Genomic DNA, 22,095 nt, shown 5'->3' with positions numbered 1-22,095 from the left:
ATTTATTTTAAAAGAATTTGATCGGCCAGCTCTTTAGTTAAGTAACCATCAGGAGTAATTCCTTGAGATAGTTGGAATCTTTGAATTGCTGCAGTTGTTTGCTTTCCTGGAATCCCATCTACTGGCCCAGCTTCAAAACCTAGCTCATTTAGTTTTGCTTGAATCTTCTTGGCCATCTCAAATGACATAAAAGACTTTTCATTCAAGTTAAACTTATCAAAGTAATCTCCACGCTTGGCAATTAAGTCAGAAAGAACACCTATTCCAAGAGCATATTTTTCAGAGTTATTCCATTTAAAGATCGTAAAGAAATTCGGATAAACAATAAATGCAGGTCCATTAGCTCCTTGTGGCAGATAGATTGCTGTTTTTCCACTTGTGTATGGAAGCTGAGTTCCACCTTTTAAAGTGATTCCACGATCAATCCAGTACTGTAGGTCTTCTTTATATTTTAGGCCGCTATGGAAGTAATCGAAGTCACTTGGAAGTTCAATTTCATGTCCCCAGCTTTCATCTCCATTCCAACCAACTGATGATAAGAAGTTGGCCGACGAGCCTAGGAAGTCACGACGATTTTCCCACATATTAATATGACCATCTTTATCGTAGTCGATAGCATAGGCCAGCATTGTTGAAGGCATAAACTGAGTTGAGCCCATTGCTCCTGCCCATGAGCCTTGCATACGTTCACCTGGGTATGAGTAAATTCCTCTTTGTAGCATCGTTAGTGCATTGATTAATTCTCTTTTAAAGAATGCAGATCGGCGCCCATCGTATGAAAGTGTCGCAAGAGAGCGAATAATATCAAGCTTTCCAGTAATCGATGAAAAATTTGTTTCAAGGGCCCAAAATGATAGAAGGAAGCGGTCTTGAAATTTATAGTCATCCCAAATATCAAGGAAGATATTCTCTAGCTCGGCCTGATACCTTTGACCCTTTTCAATTCTTGCCTCACTGATCACAATGTCTAGGTATCTTCCGACACTCATAACAAACTCAGGTTGCCTGCGGTCATACTTAATAACATCATCATTAAATGTGACACCTTCAAAGGCATCATCAAGTAGGGCATATGAGAAGCCATGTTCTTGATTAAGCTCAATTTTTAGCTCATTTAGCCAGTCATTGAATTCTGTTGTTGGAGTTGTTGATGAGGCAAAAATATTGATTGCCATAAGCGTTATTGTGATTAGTTTCTTCATTGGATGAAGGTACACGCTAGGGTTCTGTATTTGAAGACGCGAGGTGTCTATTGTCAGAACTTTTTATGATTTAGTGACTTAAGTACTTGAAATCTAATTATGGTTAAGTGTCTAAACTTTGTGACTCATGGAAACATTTTCAATTTCGCAAAGAATGAAATTATTAAGTGATAACTTTTCTTTAATTCATTTTATTCAAACGATAATTAAACACTGACCCCTTTTAGGAGACTAGAGATGAAAAAACTTATGTTGGCCACTGCACTTATTTGCTCATTTTCTTCATTTGCAAACGAGCTTGATCTCAATCTCGAGGCGCAAGCTATTCAAGATGTTGAAGAGAGATATGACGAGTCAGGACTATATTACAACGTAAGGTTAAGTATTCCTATAATTCCTAGTGATATAACAGGTGCCGTAGGTTACCAAAGTGAAGATGAGCTCTTTGAAGTTGAAGCTTATGCTGGGGTTCGCGCCATTCGCTATTTAAATGCACAGGACAAGTCTTTGCATATTCCATATGGTGCTAGGGTTCGTGTTGCGCTTGATAATTCACGCAGCCTCTACTTAGAGTACCAAAGAGAAGAAGTTGAAGACTTTGGTAATGATGATGGCCTTCTTGAAAAAGAAAATATGTTCTCACTTATTAAGTATAATTCAGATAAGACAATGTACTTTGGTTGTGGTGTCGCTAAGAGTGTTCACCATGCTTGGAGTAACGAGAACCATAGTCCAGAAGACTCGACTTATGTTGAGTGTAATTTTGGTCGTAAGTTTTAATTAATTCTTAGTGATTCAAAACTGCCCTTTGGGGCACTTTTTCTTTATTTTGGGAGTGCTATATAACCGTAAGCCGCGCCTTCGCTTTGCTCGGCTAGCTTCCTTGAATCACATTCATCTGTGCTTCAAAACTGCCCTTTGGGGCACTTTTTCTTTATTTTGGGAGTGCTATATAACCGTAAGCCGCGCCTTCGCTTTGCTCGGCTTGCTTCCTTGAATCACATTCATCTGTGCTTCAAAACTGCCCTTTGGGGCACTTTTGCTTTATTTTGGTAGTGCTACATAACCGTAAGCCGCGCCTTCGCTTTGCTCGGCTAGCTTCCTTGAATCACATTCATCTGTGCTTCAAAACTGCCCTTTGGGGCACTTTTGCCGCACGATGTGGCGCAGCCGGGAGGACTCGAACCCCCGACATTCAGATCCGAAGTCTGACGTTCTATCCAACTGAACTACGGCTGCATTCAATATATTGTATTCGTAATCTCTGGGCCAGTAAAGCCTAAGCTTTGTTATAGGCCATCTCTGTTAGAAATTGCATCGGAACGACGGCCAGTGTTTCCTCGTGGCAAGCTTCCAATACGATTGGGCAGGCTTTCCCGGCCTTATATGCCGTAAGCCATCTTCCTGCGCAAAGGCACCAACGATCTCCTGGCTTTAGTCCTGCAAATTGAAATTGTGGCATGGGAGTCGAAAGGTCGTTTCCATCCTCTCTAGAGAACTCAAGAAACTCTTCAGTAACGATACAACAAACTGTATGCATGCCTCTGTCATTGATATCTGTACGGCAAAAACCATCACGCCAAAAGCCTGTCATTGGTGTACACCCACACATCTGTAGGGGAGTTCCTAGTACATTTAAATGGCCGTTGCTTTCACTTGTCACAAGCTTTCCTTCGTTCTTCAATAATCACTGTATTCAGTATCAATGTCATTATATGAGAGGGTGTTAACTTCATCAAGACTTTCTAAGACATGATCATCATTTGAAAAGTTACTTTCAATATAGGCCAAATAATCCTTAACGTTACTTGTTGTACTCGAAGATTGATTTACATTAAGGAAAAGAATGAGAGCAAGACAGAAAGTGGCACTAGCAAGCGCAATACTTAGCCATTGCTTTTTCTTCTTCTGTTTCAGCTTGAGATGATCTTCAAACTTTGTTTTGAAAGCTGCCTTCATTTCTTTAGGCGGATTGATAGTCGCTTTTGATTTTAGTTTTGTTTTAATATTAATCTCATTAATTGAATCTTTCATAAAGACTCCATTGCGTTTTCAAGTGTTTCTTTTAATCTCAATTTAGCGCGGTTAATTAAGTTCTTTATTGCTTGCCTCGACTTTCCTAGTATTTCTGCAATCTCATCACCTGTGCAATCATCCATCCAGAGAGTAATTGCCTGCCTCTGTGTCGAAGGCAGTTTTGAGATGGCCTCAATGATGACTTCTGAATTGGCATCCTCAATTAGCTTTTCCAGTGCAGATAATTGCTCATCTTCAATATTAACGATCACGCTTTCATCCGGAATACTTTGTTCTTTCATCTTTTTGAGGTAGTCATAACTTTTGTTTCGCGCAATTGTCCAAAGCCAAGTTGATACCTGATATTCCTTCCGATACATTTTTCTTTTGTCATATAAAGTTAAAAAAGCATCGTGAACAATCTCTTGTGCCTTTTGTTCGTCTAAGAGAATGTAATAAACGAATTGATATAATTTTGAACTTAGTCTTTGGTAAAGGGCCTCGAACGCCTGGTGATCATCATTTTTTGCAACAATTTCCATCAGGTCTGATGAGCCTAGTTTTGATTGCGAATTTGACCAGATAAAGTTCTTCATTATACGCATACCTATTATACGAATATTGCGATCAAAGGTTTCGCCTGCTTAATAAAGTGCTATAATATTCACTAGTTACTGGCCTGTGAAACCTTTTTTTATAAGAACAGTATAACAGTTAACTGAATAAAAAGGAGAAAATGATGAAAACTCTTTCGATTATGATATTTACTTTTTTATTAGCTTTTTCTTCACTTGCCGACCGTGGTGGAAGAGGTGAGAGGAAATATAAAAAAGATCGCGGTGCTCGTTATGAGAAGATGACAGAAATGGATGGAGACTTTTCTAAACTTTCTAAAGGAGATCTTAAGAAGTTAGAAAGTGATTTTGCAAAATTTCAGGACAATCAACACAAGAAGAAGGTTGCATTTGAAAAGAAAGTCTTTTCTCAAAGAGAGAAGTTTTTAAAAGACCATGAAACTCAAATGCTTAAGCATTTAGATGAAATTTATGCTCTTAAGAAGAAGTTACAATTTGGTAAGAAAGAAGAGAATAAACAAATTAGAAAACAGATCAGAGAAAAGAGTAAAGAATTTAGAAATAATATGAAAAAACTTCGTCATCAAGATCAGCGTGAGGTAATAAAAGGCATGAAGAAAGACTTCTATGAAGAGATGAAGGCCGAAAGGAAGAAGTTTAAAGAAAAAATTAAGTCTTATAGTAGTAAGTAATCTAAATATAAAAAGGGCCTTTCGAGGCCCTTTTTTAATTCTTGTAAATTTCTTGAACTAATTGATTAATAAATCTCATACGATATTCTTCATAATTTGTATTGAGATCGTCTGAAGAAATATTCACAAGGGTATTGTAGATATCTCCAGGTAGGCCGCATGGAAAAGTCATCATTAAGGCCTTATTCATTTTTTCTGAAGGGTACACATTAAGTGCCATCCCGTGCATTGAGACGAATTTTTTAAGCTGGACACCCATTGATGCAACTTTCTTTTCTCCATGCCATAAGCCTAATAATGGCCGGTCAAAGTCAAGATCTCGAATTGTGTTATCACTTAAGCTGATTGCATTAACCGTGCTTTTAAAAAGATTGTTAATTAGCTCTATCGTTCTCAGCTTTTGTTGAGCAATATTTACGATTGGATAAACAATGACCTGTCCGGGGTGGTGGAAAGTAAGACCGCCACCGCGCTTGATTTCCACTACTGGGACATCGATCTTGCCCACAAGGGCCTGGTCAAAGTCTACTAATCCATGTTCTTCAATTTGATTTCTTTGCAGGCCTCTTCCCATTGTGAAAACTTCTGGGTGAGAAGTGATGATGTAAACCATCTGCTCCGGATTATCATAAATAAACTCGTTGGTCTTTTCTTGAAACGCTAGAGCTTCAAGATAGTCCCAATTGTCTTTTTGAAAGATATGAGTTTGGTTCTTGGACTCAAGAGTGTAGTTCTTGATATCAAGTTCATTAATTAAATCGTTAAACGTCATGACCTTTTGCCCTTAGGTGATCAAGATAATCTGCTGCCTTATAACTACTTCTTACCATTGGCCCCGAAGCAACGAATTCAAAGCCCATTTCATAGGCAATTTCTTTGTAGCGATCAAATTCTTGAGGCCTGTAGTAACGATCAACTTTTAGGTGTCTCATTGTCGGACGCATATATTGACCAAAAGTTACGATGTCACAACCAACTTCTCTTAGGTCTTTAAGTGTTTCTAGAATTTCTTCATGAGTTTCACCAAGTCCTAGCATGAGCGAAGTCTTAGTTGAAATATGAGGGTAATTTTCTTTGTAGAATTTTAAACAATTTAAAGTCTTTTCATAACCTGCACGACGATCACGAACATCATGAGTTAGTCTTCTTACTGTTTCAACATTTTGAGCAATAACAAAAGGATTACTCTTTGCTAACGTGTGCATATGTTCTTGGACAGCATTGAAGTCCGGAATTAGAACTTCAACAAGTGTATCAGGGTAGTCCTTATTAATTCTTTTTACAACATTGGCGAAGTGTCCTGCTCCAAAGTCAGGAAGATCATCACGATCAACACTTGTTACAACAAGATACTTAAGAGACATTGTTTCAACCATCTTTGCCGCATTTTCGATTTCATTGAAATCCACAATACCTTGTGGGTTTCCTGTATCAACATGACAAAACTTACAAGCACGTGTACAGGTACCACCTAGGATCATCATCGTTGCCGTCTTTGCAGACCAACACTCCGACATATTTGGGCAACTTGCTTCTTCACAAACTGTAAATAGTTGCTTTTCTCTTAATTCTTTTCTGACTTCTTTGAAGTTATCACCAGTTGGAATTTTATTTCTCAACCACTCTGGCTTTCTTTCTAGGTTGCGTGCCTCTTGTTTCTTTCCAACATTAAGACGAGCTTTCTTTTCTTGAATTTTTTTACGAGATTCTTCGTAATCCATTTGATTTACTTGGTTATCAGTCATTTATATAATCCTCAAAATATGTCCTTGCTTATAGCAATTTTAAGCTCGTAAGTTAAGACATATGCTGAGGATCTATGAATTTTCTATACCTTAGCAGTGTCTGTCTCAACTTTTGAGCTCTTTAAACTCAGTAACGCAGCAGGTAAGATCACTAAATCCGCAACTAGTGCAAGAGTTAGGATCACTGAGCAGTAAACCCCAAACTTCTGGTTTGGAACAAAATCACCTAAGTAAAAGAGTCCAAAGGCAATTGTTAACATTGTTGTTGTTAACGCTAGGGCCTTTCCTGTTTGGTGCATTGTTGATGCAAGAGCATCATGACCGTTCATTCCTTGGAGTACCTTGAGTTTGTAATTTGAGATAAAGTGAATGGTGTCATCGACCGCAATACCTAAACACACGGCAAAGACGATAACGTTACCAATATTTAACTCATCTCCCGCAAAGTACATAATTCCGGCCGCTACCGATAGAGGAAAGACGTTTGGAATAAGGGAGAGTAGTGCAAGCTTAAGATCCTTGAAAACAAATAGGATAATAAGAAAGATAATAGGCAGTGAAATACTCATCGAAGTTAGAAGAGTATTTACAACGAGGTCATTAACTCGATTGTAGATTGGCGATTGTCCCGCCTCATATATCTTAATCCCGATTTCATCGGCCTTCTTTAAAATTTTATCTGTTTTAGCAATGGCCGCTGTTGAGTCATTAATGTCCCACATGACAAGTACTCGAAAACGACGATTATCAAGGGATAACTGATTTTTGAGATCAAGCCCTTGTGGTAATCCAAGAGTGTAGAGGAAGAGTTGATCTGCTACTGCTCGACGAGTTTCAGGGATAGCATAGAATTCTTCATTATCACTATGAAGAGTTTTATTCATCTGTTTTACAATATCTAAAATTGAGCTAACGCGAATAATCTTTTCGTCCTTAAGCATCCACTGAACAAGCTCTTCTGACTTCTTTAAGAAGGCCGGGTCTTTCACACCTTCTGGTTTCTCTGAGTCAAAAACAAGCTCAATCATTCTAGAGCCACCAAACTCTTTTCTAACCATATTGAAGGCCTGCTTAACAGGAGTGTGCTCGTCAAAATATTCAATAGGGTCAGCATTGATATAGTTTTGCATTCCAAAGTAAATTGAAGCAATTGTGATAATAGGTGTCAGGATATTGATAATAACCTTATGCTTTTCTGCAAACATAAAGATGCCATCAAACGCATGGAATTTATCGTCACGATCTCCCACTTTAAAGTGTACTTTTGTTAGAAGTGCGCCTAGGAAGAAATAAGTGTAGAACCATGCGATACAAGTTCCAATCCCTGAAAGAATCCCTAGATTATAAATTGGCTTAATATCAGTGGATGTAAGAGAGAAGAATCCAATTGCTGTTGTCAGTGTTGTCAGTAGCGTTGGAATAAAGTTCTTCTTTAGAGCTGCAATAGCTGCATCGTGCTCATTCATGCGATCAAAAATATAGAAGTGTCTATAGGTGATTAAGATGTGAATTGAGTCAGCAAGACCAATCGCAATCAAGATGGCCGGGAGGGCCGCAATAATACTCGATAGCTCAATTCCTAAATGCCCTTCAATCCCAAATGTCGTAATAATGGCAAGGCCAACGAGAGAGAATGGAAGAACGATTCCTAATAGATTTCTAAAAAATAGGAAAAGGATGAGAGAAAGAACCCCAACAACGATTGGAAAGACAACCATCATGTCTCGATCAGATGCTCTTTGAAGTGACTCATTAATAAAAGAGATTCCACCGAGGTAGAACTTTATCCCTTCGGCCTTATTATATTTTTCAAGCAGTGCCTCTGTATCGACTACGACTTGATCATAGGGAGGTGTTCCTTCGAAAGTATCAAGGAATGCTCTGATATAAGTAAAGCGGCCAGATTTCGAAATTGTTGAATTAACAAGTTGTCGATCATGAGTGGCAAGCTGTTCTTTAAGTTTTAAATTCTCTGGAGTTAACTCAACTTCTTCATCTAAGAAAGGCGTAATAAAAATATCATCATCTTCTGATTCAATTGAGTTGTGATTCGTTAAACTTTCAACTCGTACAATATGCTTAATCTGCCACAAGTCTTGAGTGATATCTTGAATTGTTTTAATGGTATTTTCATCAAAGAGGCCATCTTCTTTATAGACCATGATGTCGATGGTGTCTGAACTCCCAAAGATTCCTTCATGCTCTTTTAGATCTAGCAGGCGCTGGTCGTGATCCATTAGCCAACCCTTAACGGAGTAGTTAGCATGAATTTTTGGTAGACCTGAGCTTAGGGCAATTAAGAAGATAAATGAAATTAGAAGACAAGTTTTAGTATGGTCGACGATATATTTCGCGACTCTTTCTGCAAGTGAGTGAACACGTTTCATATAATTCATTTCCTTTGAAGTTTTCACTAACACTATATTAAGTTTTGTAAAGAAAAGCTAAGAATTTAGGGGGGAGATGATAAGAAATACTCGATTGATGTAGACGCTCTAGCAAAATAGTGTCGATACTCTCAATGTGTTCGAGAGTGAACATTGTCAGCTAGAGCGTTTGTCTAAAGCTAGGCCTTATTGGATTCCAACGAAATCCATTCCTAACTTAGAAATGGCATTCTCTCTTAAGAATGGCATTTTTGTATTGATATTAAATTTAGCACCTTTAAGGTTACAATTGATAAAGATCGTCCCTGTTAAGTCAACATTAGAGAAGTCACATCCAGTAAGGTTGCAACTTTTGAAAGTTACACCCCTTAAGTTTGCCCATCGCATACTTGTCGCTGCAAGGTCACATTCATCAAATGTGCTATCTTCTAAATTTGTACACTCTAAGTTCACGTCTTTCAGATTAATTCTTTTAAAACGATTCTTTGCAAGGTTTGACCAAGTGAAGTCAACACCCTCGTAGTTTGAGTTATTATGCTTTGCATATTTGATATTACATTTTCTTAGATCACTCTCGTTTAAATCAGAGTGGCGAATATTGATTTTATCTAGCATTGAGTTATCGAAAGAACTCTTCTCAATCTTAGAGGCACTGATTAATCGTAAGTTATCAACATTCCTAAGGTTGATACGATTCTCATTTTGTTTTTTGATTGCTGTAAACATCGTGTTTTGCGTCGTCATTTCCATCCTCTTTGTAAAACTAGTAAGATAGTAGCGATTTTATTTAGCTATATTAAGTCAATTGTTTGTAAATTCGGAATTTCCGAACTATTGTAGTCGTATGAATTGGAATCATCTCTATTGTTTTTATGAAGCTGCAAAGCATAAATCTGTAAAGAAGGCCGCTGAAAAAATGGGCCTTGCTTCATCAACTGTAAGTGAGCAGATTAAAAAGCTTGAGCAAAATTACGGTGTGCAACTTTTCGAAAGAAAGGTTAGGGAGATCGTTTTAACAAAAAAAGGTGAGGAGGTTTATTCTCATGCTAAGGGGGTTTTCTCAAATGGGATGCGCCTTGTTGATCATTTAACACCTCATGACGATGGTGGTTACGATGTGACTTTTTCGATTGAGTCACATCTTGAGTCGCCAAATATTGCAGCGGTATTAGCGGACTATTATTCTACCTATAGTGATTTTGGCCATACCATCACAAAGCGCTCAAAGAATTTCTCTCAGACAATGTACTATCTTGAAAATGATACTGTTGATGTGGCCATCAGCGATAAGAAGCTTTCTAATGAATTATACGAAAACTACCTCGTTGCCCAAAATCAGCTTCGTTTCTATGTAAACACTGCTGTTGCAGCGAAATATCGCGACTTACCATTCGAAAAATTAGTTAAAAAGCTACCCATTGGTTTTCTTTCATCTGATGAAAAAATGATTGTTAATGCGAAGCAAGTTCTTAAAGAGCAGAAGGTTTACTTAAAGGAAGCTTTCTTTAGTGAGCACCTTTATTATTTGTCGACGTTGGCACAAAGAGGGGAGATCGTTCTTGCTGCAATTGGTAATGAGTCGATCTTTCAGGAGTTGTACTGCCTTGGCCCTCAGCATGATATTGGTGTTCCAACATATGCAATTCTTAAAAAGAAAAATGAGAATTTACTCTTTGCTAGAAAATTAAAAGATTTATTAATGGTTGATACAGACGTTAATCAGTTAAATCTTCATTAATTTCCATTTGCCGACCTGTTTAAAACTAGTTAGCATTTGTCGATGAAAAATTATTCCCTTATTAAGTCCATTGCATTGACTATACTTATCTCTATGTCTCTTCATGTATCTTTTGAGACTAGGGCCGAAGATATTGGCTTTCTAAAAGATGGAAAGATTAAAGATATTATTGTTAGAGAGATTGCCAACCTTAACCTGTCCACAACTGTAAAGTTGTTAGATTGGGATAAAATAAAAGGTGTAGGTGTCGGTCTTAAGTACGGCTATGAAATGACTCCTTCCTATTTGAAGGGGAAGTTTGCTCGTGTCGATGAGTGGAGTTTTAATCGTCACGTAAACCCTGGCTCATATATAGATGCCGTGACACCGATTAATCTAACGTTTTCTAAAAATGATCGAGTAACTTTTATTCGTCACTTTGATGATCAAAAGAAAGCAATTCTCGCGATCCCTTATTCAATTAACAAGCTTCCTTATAACGCAGAAAGTACTCTTAAGAGGTTGGCCATTGGGGACTTTGTCAGTATCCCGGCACAAATGACTTTAAATTTTGGATTGAGTGCTGCTTACGGTTATGGGGATATTGTTGATGCCAGTGCTTTTGCCAATGTTATTACAAGTGGTAATTACAATATTAATATCTACCGCATGGACGAAAGTAAGGTTCGCTTAAAAATTGTGACAAGAACTTCTACGGAGGCCAAAACTGGTGCCAAAGTAAAGAGTGATTTCTTTGTTGCCCTTGTTGAGAAGGTAAATACACCCGACTTTGTTTCTAAGAACTTCCAACTAAAGTTATTAGAATATAACCTAGGCCGTGGAATAGGCGAGCAGTATGTTCTAGATTATATCTTTGACCTAAGCCTTCCGCACGCAAGAGAGGCCTTTGATCGAATCATTAAGCCGAAGTATAAATTGAATACGGACAAAATGATTGGTCAGTATACAGGTCGAAAGTATATTGAAGAAAAACTTATTTCTGACTTTAGCCTAGCAAATGAAATTGCAACATTTGGTACGGGGGTAAAGTTACTATTCCAAGGTTTTAATGAATATAAATTCAAACGTCGAGGATTCAAGCTCGGAATCTTTATTAGTGATGTTGATTACGATTGGACTTATTATAAAAACCATATCTCGATCTTAAATGGCCCTGATGTTGGAGAGTATTTCTTTCCAAATAAAGTTTATAAGTACAGTGAAGAGTTCAATATCCTTATTCACAAAAGAAGAGATAAGATTGAAGAATCGTACTTTTCTTTTATACCAAAGGATAGGGTAACTGAAACTTCTGTTGATTTTGGAACAAATTATCTTAGAAAGGATCGATACTTTACACGCGGTGAGTGGAAATCGACAAAGAAGAAGATTAAGGCATTGGTTCCTCAGTTCATTTTCTCAAAGATCGATTTTAAAGAGCTTGATACGGTCAAGACTAATATCACGACAGAGGTTAAGTACCGTCTTGTCTTAAGGAAAGATATCTTTGAATATATTAAGAATGTTCCATTAGAACGTATTATTGATGAGGTTAATAAGATTAAAAAAGATCGCGGTTATCGCGTCGTCACACGAAATGGAAAAGGTAAGTATTTCATAAGTAAGATCTTTTTCTGGCAAAGGGCCCATACTCGTCATGTTGCCAAGCGAATTCAAAGAATCCTTAACTCGGAAGTGGATAATATCTATATAAAACTTGAAAAGGTGATCGATAACATCGACAAGAATAACTTTCGTAAGTACTTTTATCGTGTTGTGCAAAGTCTTGTTCCAATTGATGACCTGCCAAACTTAATGTTTTTTAAGTTGGATATTTTAGGAAACCGTACTCAACCAGTTCATTTTAATTATGGTGAGCATGAGTTCCCTAAGGTTTATTATGAGATCCTCGATATTAACCGCGATTTTCACGACTCAAAAAGAGACTTTCAAATTATTACGGAGTAGGGTGTGAGTGATTACAAAGAATTTTTAGGTGACTACAAAGAATCTCCTGTTGAGATTTTTGAAACATGGTTTAAAGAGGCCGTGGCCAAAGAAGAAAATGGCCCTGCATTTACTCTTTCAACAGTTGATGAATCAGGGCAACCAAATGCTAGAACGCTTCTCTTAAAAGAAGTCGTTGGTAATAGGCCACTATTTTTCACAAATTATAATTCGGTAAAGGCACAGGAGATTATTGCAAACCCAAATGTGGCCATGACTTTCTACTGGCATCGACTTGGTAGGCAAGTCAGAATCAGGGGTTCAATTTCAAAGTGTGATACTGAAGTATCAAAGAACTATTTTCAATCTCGTGCTCATGAGAGCCAGGTAGCAAGTTCAATTTCTAATCAGTCTTCACCAGTTGAAGATCGCAAGAGGTTAGTACAAGAATATAATGAAGGGCTTGAACGCTATAAAGAAGAAGTCCCATATCCTGAAAACTGGGGTGGTTACTTAGTCGATATTAAAGAAATTACTTTCTTTATTTACGGAGAGTTCCGTTTAAACGATCGCTTTCAATTTGTTAAAAAAGGTAATGAGTGGCACTCACTAAGACTTTATCCATAATTATATTTACTATTTTAATCTATACCTCTAGCGGAAATGCTTCTGAGCTATATGCTGGAGGTGGGGCATCACTAAGTGGTGTTATATCTGAAACAGATTATTACAATGGTGCAACGGCAATCTTTCCTTCTGCAAATGTCGGAGTGAAGTTTGGTGCACTGGCACTGGAAGGCTTTTTTAGAACAGGAACACTTTCTAATGATCATCAAGGATTTAAGGTCGATCTTGATACAAATCAATTCGGCTTTATGTTTCGTATTTCACCAGAAGAGTGGCTTGATATGAATCTTGGTGGACATTGGACGATGGTTGAGGGGAGATCTTCTATTTATAACGGACAAATGCTCACGGGGCTTGTAAATCGAACGTATAGCTCTGTCATTCTTGGAATGGGTTTTAATATTCCATTCTCAGACCAATTAAGAGTTCGCACAGATATGAATTACTACGGAGGAAAAGAGATCTTTTCTCTTTTTCAATTTGATATTTCTATCGTTTATAGCTTTCTTACTTTTTAGAATCCTTACTTGCTGGAAGTCTTCCACTTTCTCTTGTGATGTACTTTGCAAGCTCAGGTGTAACGAGGCCATTTCTATCAAGTGCTTTTGCTAGTTTGTCGTTACCTGTTTTTAAAGTGTAGATATGTTGCTTGGCCTGCTGGTTTGCAGAGACAAGGCTTTGCATATTATTGAGTGCCGCTTGGTACTCATCTTTAATACCTTTAATTGTTTCTTTCTGATACGCAACTTGTTGTCTTAAGTTAGCGATCTCAACTGCCTGACTAATTTGAGCATTTAGATTCTTTTCATATTGAATTGCATCTTGGTCCTTATATTCACGTCCAGCTTTAATTGTGAAAGCGATTAGAACAAGTAGGTTAGCGGCAATAATTCTTTTCATAAATATCTCCATTATTCTATGTACCTATCGACATAATAAAAAAAATCATTAATATTTTTCGAAAACATCCGAAATAATAAGTACTTATACTTTGGGGAAAGAGAATGTTTTTGATTGATGTAAATTTATTTGAAGATGAGTTTTACCTTTTACCTGTTGAGCAGAGGAAAGGGGACCAATATAAAATTCAGTGCCACTCAATTGAATCGGCAAAATTACTACAAGAAACGTTAGGACAGATTAAGCATCTGCATCCAACTAAAGATAAGTCTCGTTTCAAGCTTTTAAGAAGAGAAAAGCAATTTGGTTTTGAAGTAAAAGTTTTAGGTTATATCGAAGAAGAAGAAAAAAAGGCCTCATAAGAGGCCTTTCGTTTGATTAAAGATTTGAGTTAACGAAATCCCAGTTAACTAGCTTCCAGAAAGCTTCGATATATGAAGGACGAGCGTTTCTGTAATCAACGTAGTAAGCGTGTTCCCATACGTCAATTGTCATTAGAGCAGTGTGACCATCAGTCATTGGAGTTTGTGCATCGTCAGTGTTAACGATCTCTAGCTCTCCACCTTTAGTCTTAACTAGCCAAGTCCAACCTGAAGCAAAGTTAGTTGCAGCTGCATTAGAGAATTCTTCTTTGAACTTATCAAATGATCCCCATTTTGCGTTGATAGCGTCAGCTACTGCACCAGTTGCCTCACCACCTGCGTTTGGAGCAAGACAGTTCCAGTAAAAAGTGTGGTTCCATACTTGAGCAGCGTTGTTGAATAGGCCACCAGTTGACTTCATGATGATTTCTTCAAGAGTCATATTTTCGAATTCAGTACCTGGAATCGCAGCGTTTAGCTTTGTTACGTATGCATTGTGGTGCTTTCCGTAGTGGTACTCAATTGTTTCAGCTGAGATATGAGGTGCTAGAGCATCCTTTGCCCATGGTAGTTCTGGAAGTTTATGTTCCATTCTTTTCTCCTTAATTCTAGATTCTTATAATGTTTTTTGAACAGCTCTATTCTAATGCGTTTGTTCTTTAAGTGCAAAACGCATTAAGTTATAGAAATTATTTTTGCCCTTTTGAAATTCTCCTCAAATTTTACTCAAGAATTTTGCCCAGATGTCGATTTTAAGCTAATGCATTTTCGACGTCATCTACCTACATTTGCTCTATCAATATTAACAATTTACCTTGTGGCATTTAGTGCAAATGCGAGCAGTTGGGGGCAACGCGGTGGAGTAATTCACTCGGCTACTGATAAGTATGGTGGAAATTGGCGCAAGCTGAGTTCGACTCAAGAGGGTAGCATTGAGCAATTAATTGAAATCGTCTCAACCTCAAAGCTTGGGATTCAGTTAATTGATAAGGCACGCTTAAGGGCCGCCAAGGATCGCAAGCGACTTGAAGAGGTTATTGATAGTGGTGATGCTTCAGTGACAGATACGACCCTTGTGAGAAAGTTCAATCCAAGCTCACCTGAAAGCGTACGCTTTGAGACAAGGTCCAAGGTTTATATTGATAAGTCTCATTCAACTAAGAATGCCGTTCTAGATCTTATTCACGAGTTAACTCATTATATCTATAAGAAGCCATTTAATCCTTACTTAAGTGATTTCTCTGTTTCTACCTTTTTAAGTGATACGATCCAGGGCAAGGGTGGGGAAGTTGATGCCTTTTTAGTTGAGTGTCGTGTCGGACGCGAGATTTATGGGCTTAAAGCGATCTCTCCACAGTGCCTAAATATTTTAGATGGAGAGGAGTTCTCAAGGGAGCTTGCTGTAAAGGAATTTTATAAACTAGGGGCACATTATGACCAGTTTAAGCATGCGGTAAACAAATTAGGTATCTCTCATGAGATAGTTGAGCATAGTTCGAGCGAAGACTCTAGCCTCATCTCATCGGCTTGGTCTAAGCCGTATCCAGTAGCTGTAATAGAGGAGTTTGAAACGATCATGACCAAGGTCTGTCAAAATGATCTTAAGCGTATGACCTATCTAAAGGAGAGTCAAAGCCGCTCCATAGCGAGTGCCAATAAAAAGGTGGGTCAGGAAGAATCTAAATTTAATGCTAGATGTCGTTCATATTTAGACTAAATTTTATTGACTACTAAACTCAATAATGTCTCTATGCACCAACGCTTCCTTACAAAAAACTCTCTTTTTTCCTCGGCTTTAATTGACTACAAAGCTAAGCATTGGTAATTTATAACCTAAGAATTTCATAATTTTATACATCTATAAAAAGGATTGCTGGCAATGCAAGATAGTGTTGTTTTATTAAAACTTGATGACTTCCTTAACTGGGGAAGAAAGAACTCTCTTTGGCCAATGACATTTGGTCTAGCTTGTTGTGCTATTGAAATGATGGCAACTGGTGGTGCTAAGTATGACTTAGAACGATTCGGTTGTGGTGCTTTCATGGCGACACCAAGACGTGCTGACTTAATGATTGTTGCAGGTACTGTAACTCTTAAAATGGCACCAAGAATTAAGACTCTTTATGAACAAATGGCCGAGCCGAAATATGTTATTTCGATGGGTTCATGTGCTAACAAAGGTGGGCCATACTGGCAACACGGTTACCACGTTCTAAAAGGTGTTGATGAGATCATTCCTGTTGACGTTTACGTACCAGGTTGTCCTCCAAGACCAGAGGCTCTAATCGAAGGTTTAATGACACTTCAAAAGAAAGTTGCTAACGAGAGACTTCTTAAAGATAAGTGGGTGAAGCATGCTTAATGAATTAGTAACTTTTATTAATGATAAAGTTAGCGGTGCAAATGCCTCTTTAATTGAAAACGAAGCAGGTGATAAGCCGATCTTAGTTGATGCTTCAAAAATTAAAGACGTTTGTTATGCGCTTAGAGATAGTTCTGAATATCAATTCAACGTACTTCAAGTTGTATCAGGTGTTGATTACGAAAATGAAATCGAAGTTAACTATATGCTGGCTTCATTCATTACAAACTCTGATGATGTAATAATTAAAGTAAAGCTTCCAAAAGCAAACAAAGATGATGTTCCTAAAATTGATTCTGTATGTGATGTTTGGAAGTCGGCTAACTTCTTAGAGAGAGAAGTTTACGATATGAATGGTGTTGAATTTGTTGGACACCCAGATCATAGAAGAATTCTTTGTCCAGAAGATTGGGAAGGTTTCCCGCTTCGTAAAGACTATGAAGTTCAAAAAGTTTGGCAAGGTTTCGAAGTTAATCCTGAACATAAAATGAATATCGCAGATCACGAATTCTTCGCTAAGGCGAGAATTGATGCTGCTGAACCAAAGAAGATCTCTGGTTCATGGGATGGAAAGATTTCTACTGATTTAGAGGCCGCTCTAAATAAGAAGATGGAAGAAGCTAAATAATTAATTTTAAGGATATTTTTAATGGAAGATAATACATTAAAACAAGAACAAGAAGCCTTACATACTGATCTACTGACAGTAAATATGGGGCCTCAGCACCCTGCCACTCACGGTGTTTTGCGTGTTGAGATTAAAACAGATTCTGAAATCGTTGTTGAAGCGACACCATACCTTGGTTACCTACACCGTTGTATGGAAAAGCACAGCGAGAACTTAGATTATCGTGGAATCATTCCTTTCACTGACCGTATGGACTACCTTGGTGCCATGGGAATGGAGTGGGGATATGTTCACGGTGTTGAAAAGATGCTTGGAACTGAAGTTCCTGAAAGAGCGGAGTACATCAGAGTTATTGTAGCTGAGCTACAAAGAATTGCATCACACTTAATGTACTTTGGTACATATGCAATTGACCTTGGTGCTTTTACTCCTTTCTTATATGCATTCCAAGATAGAGAAGAAATCCTAAGAATCTTTGAAGAACTTTCTGGGGCACGTCTTCTTTATAATTATATTTGGATTGGTGGTGTGTGGAATGATATCAATGATGATCAACTTCGTCGTATTGATACTTTCTGTACTAAAATGGAAGAGAATATGAAGAAGTACCACGATCTTGTTGGTATGAACGCAATCTTCCGTAACAGAACTGCTAATGTTGGTATTGTTACTCCTGAAATGGCATTTGAGTACGGTGCTACAGGTGCTGTTCTTCGTGGTTCAGGTGTTGAGTGGGATCTTCGTAAGAAGAAACCATACGGACTTTACGAAAAATTTGATTTCGATATCGTTACAGGTAAAGGTGAAATGGGAACTGTTGGTGACTGTTGGGATCGTTACTATGTACGTGTTTTCGAGATTTTTGAATCAATTAAAATCCTTCGTCAAGCTCTTGATGGAATTGAGGCTGGACCTGTTATGGGGAAAGTTCCAAAAATCATTAAGCTGCCAAAAGGTGAGATTTATACAAAAACTGAGTGTCCTCGTGGAGAGCTTGGTTACCACATCGTTTCAGATGGTGGAAAAACTCCTTATAGAGTTAAAGTTAAGTCTTCATGTTTTACACACACTTCAATGCTACCTGAACTTGGAAAAGGTCAGATGATCGCAGACTTCGTTGCTACGATCGGAAGTATTGATATTGTACTAGGAGAGGTTGACCGATGAGCACTCAAGCAACTTACCAAGCAGGTGAGCAACTAACATTAGGAAAATGGTTTAAGAATATCTGGACTGGAGTTAGAACAGTAACTAAAGGTCTAGGGATTACTTTTAAGTATGTATACGGTGTAAAGCCTGTAACAATTGAATATCCAGAAGTAAGAGAAGAGCTTCCAAAGAACTCTCGTTCACGTCTATTTAATGACGTTGAAAACTGTATTTCTTGTTACCAGTGTGCAACTGCTTGTCCAGTTGACTGTATCTACATTACAGCTGTTAGAAGAGAAAAAGATGCTCCAGCACTTAAGACAAGTGGTGGGACACCAATTAAGTTAGATCTTCTTCAATACACAATCGATACAGCTCTTTGCTGTTACTGTGGTCTTTGTACTACTGTTTGTCCAACTGAGTGTCTTACTCACACGACAGATTACGAATTCTCTCAATATACTCTTGATGAGATGAAGTACGACTATCTAGCACCAGATATCAAAAAATGGCGTGAAAGAATTGTAAAATAAGCATCCGCAGCATCCTGCGTAAGCAAGATATGATGTGGTGCTAGCTCACTAATACTTTAGCTAGAAAACTATATTCAACAAGCCTGCATTTATGCAGGCTTTGTTGTCTCTGGAGCTATGGGAAGGGCCAGCTAGCGGAGCCTTTTTTATTTACACTGTCTTAGTCTTAGACACTCTATCTCCTTAAAATTACATATAAATCTTGGCACACAAAGTGCATCTCTATAGGTATAGAGGGGAAAATATGAAAACACTTATCAAATCAATTTTAGTTCTATTTGTTGCACTTAACTCATTTGCTTACCAGCAAATCTTTGCAACTTCTGGTGATTTAAAAATTAGAACTAAGTACCATGGTGATCAAGATATTAGATCAATTAGAATTTTTGGTGATACAGTAAGTGCTTACTCTAAAGATACTAATGGTAGAGATTATAATGATGTTCTTTTCAAAATTACGAAAGAATATGCACAGTACAAGGAATTCCTATTTGATATTCTAGAGAAGGGTGATTTTGTTATCCTTCCTAATAAAACAGGTAAGATTGAAGATTTAGAGATTATCTATAATGGTAAAAAGTATAGCTTTATTGAAGCAGCTCTCTTCTTAAATAGAAAAGATCTTTGTGGCCTAGGGATGGAGTGTCCAACAAGTAATGCTGCTATAAATGATGGAAGAAGAACAACTGCGCCAGGTACGCAAGGACCACTAAGAAGAGCAGACGCTAGAAAAGTTGATTACATGACAAGAGTGAATATCTTCTAATAAGAGTGTATGTTAAGATAGCTCAGCAGCTAGTTTATTAATATGGGCAAGCATTCTTTCACGAGTCTTGTCCATGAGATCCCCAATATCATCCATCGTCATTCCTTCTGTTGAAATCGGCTCAAGAGCTTCAATGATAACTTTTCCAGGCCTAAGTTTTCTTAGATCAAATGACTTTTCATATTCAGAAAATACGACAGGATAAATTGGGAGCTGTCCTTGGATGGCAACCACAAATGGGCCCTTCTTAAATGGTAGAAGTCCGCGCCCTTTAGAACGAGTTCCTTCTGGCATAATCCATACATTGCAATTATCTTCTTTAATTGTTCGTGCAACTTCGGCCATGGCCTTCCAGGCTTTTGTTCGGTTTGTTCTATTAATTAAAATATTTCCCGCGAGGTAATACATTTGGCCAAAGATAGGAATCCAAACGAGAGATTGCTTTCCTAGTGAAACTGTTCTTTTCGGTAGCGCTGGGCCAACAAAGAAAATATCGAGGTTAGATTGGTGGTTAGAAATGATTACTGAATTTCTAACGTCTTTATGGTCTTTCTTTACTCTTGCATCAATTTTAATATGTAAGAATAGACGAGTAAGCCACGAATAGTAATTGGCGATAAGGTAAGTGTTTCCTCGATTCGCAGGGCGAAACATACAGATTGGAATCCAGATTAGAGTACCAATAACTAAAAATAGTCCTGCAGTGAATAGACGAAAATACATTAAAAGCATTTCTACTTTATAGCATAGGAATTATCTGTGTCAGACTATAAAATGAAAGTGTGTTAACGCTATTTATAATTAACTGTTAAAACAGTGTAATTAATAAAACAGAGCCAATTGCCATAAGAATCCCAAGTCCTTTGGGTACAGTTAATGAGATATTCTCAACAAATATATCCCATAAGACGCTTGTCACCATTTGGGCCGCAATTAGACCTACAGTTGTTTTAACGGCGCCAAGTTCATAGATTCCTAGAGGGAGCCCTACAACAAATAAGAATCCAAAAAAGCCCGGGATGACATACCACCACCTAAATTGGAATTCTTTTAAGCGAACAAACTCAGGAAAGAGTTCAGGGTTATGTTTAACGAAAAAGAAGAATCCAGTACAAACAACGAGAGTAACAAAGTTTCCAAGAAGGGCCATCCAAGTAAGGCCAATATCATTTGTCATTAATCGGTTCAGTGCACCTTGAAGGATACCAATACAACCAATAAATAGGGGAACAATTATTGCTAGGTTATTTGTCATCTACTCTTTTCCTTTATTTCTTTAGAAGTGTTAATCCCTTAAGGTAGTCGCCTTCAATAAAGCCCTTGAGAGATGGACAATCACCAGTAAGCTTTAGTGATCCTGTGATACTAATCTTACGGTTGCCAATATATTCTTTGATTTTATTTTCAAATTTCTTACGTGTAATTGAATGTGTATTTAAAAAGATATGTGCTTTTCCACCCTTATTTAAAATCATATCAAATAGAGGAATCATATCTTTGTATGCATCAATAGCTTTGGAAACTTTCTTTCCATCACTTGATGCACTAGGAGGGTCACAAATAATTAGATCAAACTTCTTACCTTCGGCCTTGAACTTTTCGAGGGCCTTGATTGTCGGCATACAAAGTGATTCATGGCCTTCACTCATTTCGTTAAGTACTAGGTTTTCCTGTAGCCAATCAAGGTACTTTTGCGATAGATCAACACTTGTTACATCTGTTGCACCTTGTTTGAGGGCAAATAAAGAGTAAGCACCTGTATAGCTATAAAGGTTTAAAACACTTTTTCCATCAAAGTCATCTTTTACACGATCTCTAATGGCCGCCATGTCAGTGTAGATTCCAATATCATAGAATTGGTTAAGCTTGATCTGATACTTAACACCAAACTCTTCTATTATGAAATTATCTTCTTTTAGTTGTTTATTAGTCGCACAGTAGAATTCTTTCTTGCGCTTAAGGTTTCTTTTCTGAACCCAAATCGTATCTTTAGGGTAGAAATCTTTTACAATCTTTAGAACATCACTTTCAAAGTGATTCCAAAAGTTTGCATAGAATTGAATTAAGATTCTATCCTTTAAACGTATAATGAATAGTCCTGGTAGATAATCCGACTCACCAAAGGCTAGGTAGTAGTTTTCTCGATTGTCGATATTTCCACGTGCCTCAAAGCTTGCTTGCATACGCTCACGTAATTCAAAGTAAAACTCCTTTGGACCAAGGTGAGAAGAGCCTTCGCCAATTCTCCAAATTCTAGCGAGTACACTATCGTGAGTTGGATCATTAAGCATTACAACAAATTTCGCATCATCGTTCTTAACTTCATCAAGCTTTGCTGTAATAAAAGGAGATCCCTTTGGAAACTTTAAAGAGTACTTATCTTTTGTAATCCAAGGATGACCTTTGAAAATATATTTAACACTAGCAGGGTGTAGTTCTACCCTAGGTGTGCGAATGCGTGGACGACCTGCGGTTTTCTTGTTCATT

The 22,095-nt window shown here is 37.6% G+C and carries 26 protein-coding genes and 1 tRNA gene; 13 read left to right on the top strand and 14 right to left on the bottom strand.

Annotated features, from left to right (window positions below; all coding sequences use genetic code 11):
* Positions 1-2 precede the first annotated feature (2 nt).
* Positions 3-1,202 (bottom strand): lytic murein transglycosylase, encoded by a 1,200-nt coding sequence (locus ACRXC1_RS10490; RefSeq protein WP_433658594.1) that lies wholly within the window; start codon positions 1,200-1,202, stop codon positions 3-5.
* Positions 1,203-1,439: 237 nt separating this feature from the next.
* On the opposite strand from ACRXC1_RS10490, the gene ACRXC1_RS10485 reads away from it, so the two are divergent.
* Positions 1,440-1,982: a hypothetical protein gene (locus ACRXC1_RS10485; protein WP_433658592.1), complete on the top strand. Its 543-nt coding sequence runs from the start codon at positions 1,440-1,442 to the stop codon at positions 1,980-1,982.
* A gap of 382 nt (positions 1,983-2,364) precedes the next feature.
* Here the strand turns inward: ACRXC1_RS10485 and ACRXC1_RS10480 are convergent.
* The 4 genes from ACRXC1_RS10480 to ACRXC1_RS10465 all read right to left on the bottom strand — a co-directional run bounded on the left by ACRXC1_RS10480 (position 2,365) and on the right by ACRXC1_RS10465 (position 3,814).
* A tRNA-Arg gene (locus ACRXC1_RS10480) sits at positions 2,365-2,441 on the bottom strand.
* Between the two features lie 40 nt (positions 2,442-2,481).
* The gene (locus tag ACRXC1_RS10475) at positions 2,482-2,886 is read right to left on the bottom strand and encodes a DUF2237 family protein (protein ID WP_433658590.1); all 405 of its coding nucleotides are present in this window, start codon (positions 2,884-2,886) and stop codon (positions 2,482-2,484) included.
* The gene (locus ACRXC1_RS10470) at positions 2,883-3,236 is read right to left on the bottom strand and encodes a hypothetical protein (RefSeq protein ID WP_433658588.1); all 354 of its coding nucleotides are present in this window, start codon (positions 3,234-3,236) and stop codon (positions 2,883-2,885) included. The genes ACRXC1_RS10475 and ACRXC1_RS10470 overlap by 4 nt, the downstream gene beginning before the upstream one ends.
* Positions 3,233-3,814 carry an RNA polymerase sigma factor gene (locus tag ACRXC1_RS10465; protein WP_433658586.1) on the bottom strand — a complete coding sequence of 194 codons (582 nt, stop codon included), beginning with the start codon at positions 3,812-3,814 and terminating at the stop codon, positions 3,233-3,235. The genes ACRXC1_RS10470 and ACRXC1_RS10465 overlap by 4 nt, the downstream gene beginning before the upstream one ends.
* Positions 3,815-3,957: 143 nt before the next feature.
* Here ACRXC1_RS10465 and ACRXC1_RS10460 point away from each other — a divergent pair, with 143 nt between their 5' ends.
* On the top strand, positions 3,958-4,485 hold the full coding sequence (locus ACRXC1_RS10460; protein WP_433658584.1) for a hypothetical protein: 528 nt from the start codon (positions 3,958-3,960) through the stop codon (positions 4,483-4,485).
* A gap of 34 nt (positions 4,486-4,519) precedes the next feature.
* On the opposite strand, the gene ACRXC1_RS10455 is transcribed toward ACRXC1_RS10460, so the two are convergent.
* The 4 genes from ACRXC1_RS10455 to ACRXC1_RS10440 form a co-directional block, all read right to left on the bottom strand.
* Positions 4,520-5,257, bottom strand: coding sequence for a lipoyl protein ligase domain-containing protein (locus ACRXC1_RS10455; protein WP_433658582.1), 738 nt, complete (start codon positions 5,255-5,257; stop codon positions 4,520-4,522).
* Positions 5,247-6,230 carry a lipoyl synthase gene (gene lipA / locus ACRXC1_RS10450; protein WP_392909282.1) on the bottom strand — a complete coding sequence of 328 codons (984 nt, stop codon included), beginning with the start codon at positions 6,228-6,230 and terminating at the stop codon, positions 5,247-5,249. The genes ACRXC1_RS10455 and lipA overlap by 11 nt, the downstream gene beginning before the upstream one ends.
* 83 nt (positions 6,231-6,313) lie before the next feature.
* Positions 6,314-8,617: an efflux RND transporter permease subunit gene (locus ACRXC1_RS10445; protein ID WP_392909283.1), complete on the bottom strand. Its 2,304-nt coding sequence runs from the start codon at positions 8,615-8,617 to the stop codon at positions 6,314-6,316.
* Positions 8,618-8,803: 186 nt separating this feature from the next.
* On the bottom strand, positions 8,804-9,361 hold the full coding sequence (locus ACRXC1_RS10440; protein WP_392909284.1) for a pentapeptide repeat-containing protein: 558 nt from the start codon (positions 9,359-9,361) through the stop codon (positions 8,804-8,806).
* Positions 9,362-9,461: 100 nt separating this feature from the next.
* Between ACRXC1_RS10440 and ACRXC1_RS10435 the strand changes: the two genes are divergently transcribed.
* The 4 genes from ACRXC1_RS10435 to ACRXC1_RS10420 are packed head-to-tail and all read left to right on the top strand — an operon-like array spanning position 9,462 to position 13,426.
* Positions 9,462-10,355 carry a LysR family transcriptional regulator gene (locus tag ACRXC1_RS10435; protein ID WP_392909285.1) on the top strand — a complete coding sequence of 298 codons (894 nt, stop codon included), beginning with the start codon at positions 9,462-9,464 and terminating at the stop codon, positions 10,353-10,355.
* Positions 10,356-10,397: 42 nt separating this feature from the next.
* Positions 10,398-12,302 (top strand): hypothetical protein, encoded by a 1,905-nt coding sequence (locus ACRXC1_RS10430; protein WP_433658578.1) that lies wholly within the window; start codon positions 10,398-10,400, stop codon positions 12,300-12,302.
* A gap of 3 nt (positions 12,303-12,305) precedes the next feature.
* Entirely contained in the window at positions 12,306-12,908 is a 603-nt protein-coding gene (pdxH, locus tag ACRXC1_RS10425) for a pyridoxamine 5'-phosphate oxidase (RefSeq protein WP_392909288.1), read from the top strand.
* Positions 12,881-13,426, top strand: coding sequence for a hypothetical protein (locus ACRXC1_RS10420; RefSeq protein ID WP_433658576.1), 546 nt, complete (start codon positions 12,881-12,883; stop codon positions 13,424-13,426). The genes pdxH and ACRXC1_RS10420 overlap by 28 nt, the downstream gene beginning before the upstream one ends.
* Here ACRXC1_RS10420 and ACRXC1_RS10415 read toward each other — a convergent pair.
* A complete protein-coding gene (locus tag ACRXC1_RS10415) occupies positions 13,416-13,808 on the bottom strand; it encodes a hypothetical protein (protein WP_392909292.1) in 393 nt (130 codons plus the stop codon). The genes ACRXC1_RS10420 and ACRXC1_RS10415 overlap by 11 nt on opposite strands.
* 104 nt (positions 13,809-13,912) lie before the next feature.
* Here ACRXC1_RS10415 and ACRXC1_RS10410 point away from each other — a divergent pair, with 104 nt between their 5' ends.
* Complete coding sequence (locus ACRXC1_RS10410; RefSeq protein ID WP_392859900.1) at positions 13,913-14,170, top strand: hypothetical protein; 258 nt, start codon at positions 13,913-13,915, stop codon at positions 14,168-14,170.
* A gap of 16 nt (positions 14,171-14,186) precedes the next feature.
* Here the strand turns inward: ACRXC1_RS10410 and ACRXC1_RS10405 are convergent, their stop codons facing one another.
* A complete protein-coding gene (locus ACRXC1_RS10405; protein ID WP_392909294.1) occupies positions 14,187-14,762 on the bottom strand; it encodes a superoxide dismutase in 576 nt (191 codons plus the stop codon).
* A 168-nt stretch (positions 14,763-14,930) separates the two neighbouring features.
* On the opposite strand from ACRXC1_RS10405, the gene ACRXC1_RS10400 reads away from it, so the two are divergent.
* From ACRXC1_RS10400 to ACRXC1_RS10375, 6 genes are all read left to right on the top strand, one after another.
* Positions 14,931-15,887: a hypothetical protein gene (locus tag ACRXC1_RS10400; protein WP_433658573.1), complete on the top strand. Its 957-nt coding sequence runs from the start codon at positions 14,931-14,933 to the stop codon at positions 15,885-15,887.
* A 162-nt stretch (positions 15,888-16,049) separates the two neighbouring features.
* Positions 16,050-16,532 (top strand): NADH-quinone oxidoreductase subunit B, encoded by a 483-nt coding sequence (locus ACRXC1_RS10395; protein WP_114706451.1) that lies wholly within the window; start codon positions 16,050-16,052, stop codon positions 16,530-16,532.
* Positions 16,525-17,160 carry an NADH-quinone oxidoreductase subunit C gene (locus tag ACRXC1_RS10390; protein WP_433658570.1) on the top strand — a complete coding sequence of 212 codons (636 nt, stop codon included), beginning with the start codon at positions 16,525-16,527 and terminating at the stop codon, positions 17,158-17,160. Before ACRXC1_RS10395 ends, ACRXC1_RS10390 begins: the two co-directional genes overlap by 8 nt.
* Before the next feature lie 21 nt (positions 17,161-17,181).
* On the top strand, positions 17,182-18,327 hold the full coding sequence (locus ACRXC1_RS10385) for an NADH-quinone oxidoreductase subunit D (RefSeq protein WP_392909300.1): 1,146 nt from the start codon (positions 17,182-17,184) through the stop codon (positions 18,325-18,327).
* Complete coding sequence (locus ACRXC1_RS10380) at positions 18,324-18,842, top strand: 4Fe-4S binding protein (RefSeq protein WP_392909302.1); 519 nt, start codon at positions 18,324-18,326, stop codon at positions 18,840-18,842. The genes ACRXC1_RS10385 and ACRXC1_RS10380 overlap by 4 nt, the downstream gene beginning before the upstream one ends.
* A gap of 244 nt (positions 18,843-19,086) precedes the next feature.
* Complete coding sequence (locus ACRXC1_RS10375) at positions 19,087-19,608, top strand: hypothetical protein (protein WP_433658568.1); 522 nt, start codon at positions 19,087-19,089, stop codon at positions 19,606-19,608.
* Between the two features lie 12 nt (positions 19,609-19,620).
* On the opposite strand, the gene ACRXC1_RS10370 is transcribed toward ACRXC1_RS10375, so the two are convergent.
* The 3 genes from ACRXC1_RS10370 to ACRXC1_RS10360 all read right to left on the bottom strand — a co-directional run bounded on the left by ACRXC1_RS10370 (position 19,621) and on the right by ACRXC1_RS10360 (position 22,094).
* Positions 19,621-20,340: a lysophospholipid acyltransferase family protein gene (locus tag ACRXC1_RS10370; RefSeq protein WP_433658566.1), complete on the bottom strand. Its 720-nt coding sequence runs from the start codon at positions 20,338-20,340 to the stop codon at positions 19,621-19,623.
* A gap of 76 nt (positions 20,341-20,416) precedes the next feature.
* Positions 20,417-20,863, bottom strand: coding sequence for a DMT family transporter (locus tag ACRXC1_RS10365; RefSeq protein WP_392909308.1), 447 nt, complete (start codon positions 20,861-20,863; stop codon positions 20,417-20,419).
* Positions 20,864-20,876: 13 nt separating this feature from the next.
* Positions 20,877-22,094: a class I SAM-dependent rRNA methyltransferase gene (locus ACRXC1_RS10360; protein ID WP_433658563.1), complete on the bottom strand. Its 1,218-nt coding sequence runs from the start codon at positions 22,092-22,094 to the stop codon at positions 20,877-20,879.
* Position 22,095: the final 1 nt, after the last annotated feature.

Origin of the sequence: Halobacteriovorax sp. GFR8, assembly GCF_050955245.1 — a bacterium.
In the GTDB taxonomy this organism is placed as follows: domain Bacteria; phylum Bdellovibrionota; class Bacteriovoracia; order Bacteriovoracales; family Bacteriovoracaceae; genus Halobacteriovorax_A.
This window is presented reverse-complemented; position numbering and strand designations above follow the sequence as displayed.